We start from the raw sequence: 5590 nt of genomic DNA on the forward strand, positions 1-5590 counted from the left end.
CCCATCCGCATATCTCACACACCATGGGATACAGGCATCACTCCGGGTCCCTCACAGACTTCATGAAGGTTCACCCCGACGAGCCGAAATCAGTACTGGTGACCGGGGTCAGGTCTGACGGCGACGGCTCGGACCACAGGCGGCGCCCCTTGGGCACTCCTCGCCGACGCCCGGCGGGCTGATGGGGAGCGGCGGGCTGGACGGGACACGAGGAACACGTCCCCCAGCCGAGGAGCGCTGGCCCAGGACACGCCGGCCGCCGTGCGTGAGACCGGTCCGGTGGCCGGCATGCGACGTGCCCCAGCGCCCTCGGCCCTCTCCCGCCGGTATCGACAGACGCTCCACGGAACGCGGCGTCGCCTCCGCAACCGCCCCGGCCTGTGCGGAGTACGGTCGACAGCACCGAGGGCATCTCGCACACCGGCTCCCACACCGGGTCGTTCTCGGCGAGAGATGAAAACCCGGGTCGCCGCGGAGGCGGCCCGGAGACGGGTCCGCATGAATTCGCCCAGCGGACCGAGAAGTTCGCCCGCATCCAGGGTCCATGGCGACGGGGAGTCGATCCGCGAGGGACGTGTCAGGCCGGCGCAGACGGCGTGACACCGCCCGTATCGATGAGCATCTGTCCGGCCTTGGTGACATCGTCGGCCCTCACGGCCCTGGCCGTCGCGGCGCGTGCCGCGTCGGGCGACGTGTCCGGAGGGACCAGCATCAGGGAGAAGTGGTCCCGGTCGCCCGCCCCCGGTGACGAGGACGGTGTCGTCACCGACCGGGAGGAGTCGGTGTGGACGACTCGGCCGTCGACCATCACCCGGGGCGGCAGTCCGTCCCAGGCACTTCCGTCCTGACCGACCCTGGTGACGGGCTCGAGATGCTCGGTCAACGCGGAGATCAGCGAGGGGAGTTCGGCACTCATGTCCCGGGACCGCGGCCACCGTGCGCCGTCCAGGATTCCCTCGCGCGCATCGTCTCCGGCCTCGGCAGGGGCCGCCCCCGGTCTCACGGACCGGTGAACGGCGTACGGCAGGAGCCGGGGAGATGCCGCCCTTCCGGGTCATTGCGCGTGAGCGTGCCCCGACCCGATTCCCACGCTACGCCAAAGCGACTGATCCGGACATGCAGAATCCTTGTGAAGGTTCGCTTCGGTCCGGGAGAGCGGCGCGCCGGCTCAGCCACGCCCTTCCTCTTCCGTCTCCATCTGCCGGATCCCCTGGTGCGTCAACGTGATCATCGCGGGCGTGTTGCCCCTCCCCCAGTCCACGACGACCCAGCCTTCGTCCGCCAGGTACATGCAGGCAGCGGCCATGTCCTGCTCAGGGATGCCGAGGTCGGTGCGGAGCTTCGCCCCATCGACGCCCAGGAGGCGATTGCCCTCGGCGGCTTGGTACAGAGCCTGCATGATCCTCCCGCGGTACGTCTTCCGGTCTCGCAATATCGCCATGACGCGCCTTCCTCTGCCGTCCGTCGGGCCGAAGTCGATGTCATTCGCGGCAGCCGTCGCGGTGGGGCGCATCGGAACGCTCGCGTCCACCGTCGGCCGACGGCGCCTCCGGGGCCGACGCCCGACCCCCGGCAGAACATCGCTGTAGTGGAAGGCAGCGATCGGTTCGTGGTGCCGACCGTTGAGCTGGTGGATCAGAACGACGCCGACGGCGATCAGGACGACCAGCACGGTCACGGCGATGACGAGCACTGGATCTCACCTCCGCCGACCGGCGGGCGAAGGCCCCGCCGGACCGATGGGCCGGGGCAGGGACGACGGCCGACCTGCTCCGCCGTCGGCCTCCCAGGCTTCCTCCCTGTTTCGTGCATCGATCCTGTCTGCCGCTTGCTCCCGGGCCGGGACATCGATGCCGTCGCCGGCCATCAGCTGCGCGGCGGCCTCAGCACCGGTTTCCGGCGGAATCACCAGCACGTCCCGGCGGCCGTCAGCGGAGAAGAGAGTGAGTCTGTGCGGATCCTGCCCCTCGGTGGACCAGTCCACCTGCACGGTGCGCCCGGCGTCGGACACCCAGTGCGGCAGGACGGGCCAGTAGGCCGGGTGCACGGTGACACTCGTGATACGGCCCCAGAGAACGCCCAGTGCGGCCGTCAGGGTGGGCAGCTCACGGGTGAGGGCACGGGAGCGAGGCCACCACGTGCCGTCCAGCCCGCCCGGCGCGGGTCTCAGGGACAGCCGGGCCGTCGGCGGCGGCGTGCGCCTGCTCGATGTCGTACGGTCAATGGTCACGGCCACGGCGCGGACCTGTCCCCGGGCTCGTAGGTGCGGCCCGGCGCTGTCGATCACCGGAAACGGCACCCGCAGCGGAGCCGGTGCGCGAAGAACTCCCGGTGCCTTCACCCTACTCCGCTCACCGACCCGAACAGCGCGGGATGACCAGGTGATTCCCTGCCTTCGGAACCTGGTGGCCGGCGCCGGTGCCGGTCAGAGCCAGTCCTTGCGCTTGAACGTCAGATACAGCAATGCGGACAGGAGCACGATGACGGCTGCGGAGGTGACGAATCCCGACTCATGACCGAAACCGGGATAGGGGAGGTTCTGGCCGTAGTACCCGGTGATCGCGGTGGGAACGGCGATGATCGCGGCCCAGCTCGTCACCTTCTTCATGATCAGGTTCATGCTGTTGGCCTGGACCGAGAGGTTCGTCTCCATGACCGAGGCCACCAGGTCCCGCAGTGATTCCGTCCACTCGGTCGCCCGCAGCACGTGGTCGTAGACGTCCTGGTAGTACGGGACGAGAGGGTCGGTGATCAGGTGCAGGCCGGGGCGCATGAGCCCGTTGACCACCTCGCGCATCGGAAGCACGACGCGGCGCAGCCGGACGAGCGACTTACGCAGTGCGAAAACCCGGCGCTGCACGGCTTCGATCTCACGGCGCCCGGCCGCGAAGAGCAGGCCTTCCAACTCCTCGATGCTGTCGTCCAGTTGCTGGACGGCGGCGAAGTGGCCGTCCACGAGATGGTCGAGCAGGCCGTGCAGCAGGAATCCGACGCCGTGGCCGGCCAGGTCCGGGCTCTCGTCCCAGCGGGCGACGACGTCCTCGATGTCCAGGCCGTCGTCCTTGCGGACGGTGATCATGGCCTGGCCGGTGAGGAATACGGCGATCTCGCTGTACGTCAGCTGCGCATCGTCCGGGCTGACGGTCACGGCATAGGCGCTGAGGAACTCGTGGGTGCGGTAGCGGTCGAGTTTCGGCCGCTGTCCACGCTGGGCGGCATCCTCCAGAGCCAGTTCGTGGATGCCGAACTCCTGACCGAGCATGGTGAGTTCCGCGGCTCCGGGCCGGTGCAGGTCCAGCCACAGGACCGACGCCCGATCAGCGAGATGTGCAGGAACATCACGGACGGGAAAGTCCTCCAGGACCAGAGTGCCGTCGTGATACAGCCGGGTACGCGTCACCATGCCCCGAGGCTAGTGTCTTGTATTCCTTCCATGCCGCTTCGCCCCGATCGCCAGCGCGGCAGGTTCATCGACAGCGGCCACCCGCCGGGGAAAATCTCGGCGGCAGTGATTTTCGCCCGCCTGTCCAGGAAAGTCGCCGAGGCCGGCCTGATGAACCGGCGCCCCGGCTGCTCCACCGTCCGCTCCGTCGCCGTCGCCGTGGCCGTCGCCTACGCCGGGGGCTGGGGGGCGTTCGTCGTCATCGGCGCCGGCTGGTGAACCCTGGCGGTCGCCGCGTTCCTCGCCGTGATGTTCGGCCAGGTCGCTCTGCTCGCCCACGGCGTCGCCCACCGTCAGGTCTTCCGCCGCTACTGCCAGGACCAGGGAGTCGACCGACCGGGGCGTCTTCCGGGCCGTCGAAGCGGTACTGGAGGGCAGGGGTCGTCGTCTCGCTCACCGCTCCACGCCAACCGCCGGTCCGGACACCTTCGTCCCGGAGCCCCACTCTCCACACCGCACTGCCGGGGATCGCCCGCGACCCTCACCTTCCCTTCACCACTCTCACTGTGGAACTCCTCGCACCGCGCCCGGCAGCGGGCGGGCCCCGGCGCGCCGCGGACGGTTGCTCAGCTGTCCCCGGGCGTGTCCAGCCCGGTCAGGGCGCCGACCGGGTCCAGGTCCGGGGTGCCGCGGGGCCACCAGTCGTCCCGGCCGGGTTCGGACTCGTAGGCGTACCAGAGGTGGTCCTTGCCCAGACGGAGCTGGAGCCGACCGGCGGGGTGGGTGAGACGGTTGCGCCAGGGGCGGAAAGCGGGCAGGTCGGCGGCGAGGAGCAGGGGGCGGGCCCGGTCGAACCGGCCGGCCGGCGGGTCCCACGGCTCCTCCAGGACGGCGAGCCCTTCCGCACCGCCCTGCCGCCAGGCGGCCACCGCGCGCGCCAGCTCCGCCGGGGTGCGTCCGGTCGCGGAGGCGAGCGCGGCGTACAGGGAGCGGGTGGCGGCGGTCAGGCCCGACCCGGGGCGGGCCGCGGCGAGGCGCACCGCGTCCTGCCACAGGGTCAGCCCGCCGACGGGATCGCGACCCGTGGTGAGCAGGGCGTGGGCGCGTACGGCCGCGTCGGTCGCCAACTGGTCCAGCGCGAACGGGTCCGGGCCGCCGGGGGCCGCCGGATACACCGGGGGCTGCTCGGGGTGCGCCGGGGGTGGCAGCGGGGTGGGGAGCGGCTGCGGGCGGCGCGCGAAGGCGTCGGCGGCGCGCACGCCCGGCAGCGGTTCCGGCTCGCGCTCCTGGGCGGCCCTCGCGGCGCGGGCCGCGCTGCGCCGGGACAGCGCGTCCAGCAGCTCCCGCTCGCCCCGGCCGCGGAGCAGCAGCAGGACGAACGGGTCGGCGTCCAGCAGTCGCGCCGTCTGATAGCACAGGGCCGCCCCGTGCTTGCAGGGGTGGCCGCGGTCGGGGCAGGAGCAGCGGGCCTCCAGGTCGTGCGGGCCGGGGAGCAGCGGGACCCCGCACCCGGTCAGGGACTGCGGCATCTCCTTGTCGAGGAGCGCGGCGATGTGGGCGGGCTGCTCGGCTGCGGCGTCCAGGAAGCGGTCCCATTCCGTGTCGTCCAGCGTCCGCAGCCGCAGCTGGACCCGGTACGGACGCGGACGGCTGCCCTGCACGTACGCCAGGACGAGGCCGGGCGTCACGGTGATCGCGTCGACGTGTCCCGTCCGCGCGTAGGCGCGCCCCCGCGCCAGCCGCGCCGCGTCCAGCGCGCCGTCCTCCAGGGCCGTGGTCCACGCCTCGCCCCACCAGGTCCCGGCGGAGCCGGAGTCCCCCGGGGCGGGGGCCGGGAGCGCGGGGAAGGTGCGGCGGAGTTCCCCGTCGCGGCGGGGCGAGGCCATGCTGCCGTGGACGCGCAGAGCGGCGGGGGCAGGGGCGGGAGCAGCGGCGGCTGCCGGGGGCGGGAGCGGGGTGGCATCGGTCTCGGTGCGGGATTCCGTGCGGGTTTCCGTGCCGGTGGCCGGGCTGGTCGCTGTACCGCTTCCCGCGCGGGTCGCCGGTCCGGTGCCTGGGCGAGTTGCCGGGCCGGCGCCTGGGCGAGTTGCCGGGCCGGCGCCTGGGCGGGCCTCCGTGCCGGTATGGGAACGGGCGTCCCCGTGAGCCTCCGTGCCGATACGGGAACGGGCCTCCCCGTGAGCCTCCGTGCCGATACGGGAACGGGCC

Annotated in this window: 5 protein-coding genes and 1 pseudogene; 1 reads left to right on the forward strand and 5 read right to left on the reverse strand. The window is 72.0% G+C overall.

Going from position 1 to position 5590, the window contains the following annotated elements:
* Nucleotides 1–577 precede the first annotated feature (577 nt).
* The 4 genes from ABZ719_RS13725 to ABZ719_RS13740 form a co-directional block, all read right to left on the reverse strand.
* Entirely contained in the window at nucleotides 578–1003 is a 426-nt protein-coding gene (locus ABZ719_RS13725) for a DUF5994 family protein (protein ID WP_366725382.1), read from the reverse strand.
* 165 nt (nucleotides 1004–1168) lie between these two features.
* A complete protein-coding gene (locus tag ABZ719_RS13730; RefSeq protein ID WP_366725508.1) occupies nucleotides 1169–1441 on the reverse strand; it encodes a hypothetical protein in 273 nt (90 codons plus the stop codon).
* Between the two features lie 258 nt (nucleotides 1442–1699).
* Nucleotides 1700–2341 carry a DUF5994 family protein gene (locus ABZ719_RS13735; RefSeq protein WP_366725383.1) on the reverse strand — a complete coding sequence of 214 codons (642 nt, stop codon included), beginning with the start codon at nucleotides 2339–2341 and terminating at the stop codon, nucleotides 1700–1702.
* A gap of 84 nt (nucleotides 2342–2425) precedes the next feature.
* Nucleotides 2426–3403, reverse strand: coding sequence for a magnesium transporter CorA family protein (locus tag ABZ719_RS13740; RefSeq protein ID WP_366725384.1), 978 nt, complete (start codon nucleotides 3401–3403; stop codon nucleotides 2426–2428).
* 30 nt (nucleotides 3404–3433) lie between these two features.
* Here ABZ719_RS13740 and ABZ719_RS13745 point away from each other — a divergent pair.
* Nucleotides 3434–3751, forward strand: a pseudogene (locus tag ABZ719_RS13745) (hypothetical protein); the annotation flags it as partial.
* A 257-nt stretch (nucleotides 3752–4008) separates the two neighbouring features.
* On the opposite strand, the gene ABZ719_RS13750 reads toward ABZ719_RS13745, so the two are convergent.
* The coding region (locus ABZ719_RS13750) for an SWIM zinc finger family protein (RefSeq protein ID WP_366725385.1) at nucleotides 4009–5590 on the reverse strand (1582 nt) is incomplete at its 5' end.

This window comes from Streptomyces sp. NPDC006743 (assembly GCF_040703815.1).
In the GTDB taxonomy this organism is placed as follows: Bacteria; Actinomycetota; Actinomycetes; order Streptomycetales; family Streptomycetaceae; genus Streptomyces.

What these genes read in the sequence shown, in the direction of transcription:
- ABZ719_RS13730 (WP_366725508.1), bottom strand. Translation starts at nt 1,441, where the DNA reads ATGGCGATATTGCGAGACCGGAAGACGTACCGCGGGAGGATCATGCAG.
- ABZ719_RS13740 (WP_366725384.1), bottom strand. Translation starts at nt 3,403, where the DNA reads ATGGTGACGCGTACCCGGCTGTATCACGACGGCACTCTGGTCCTGGAG.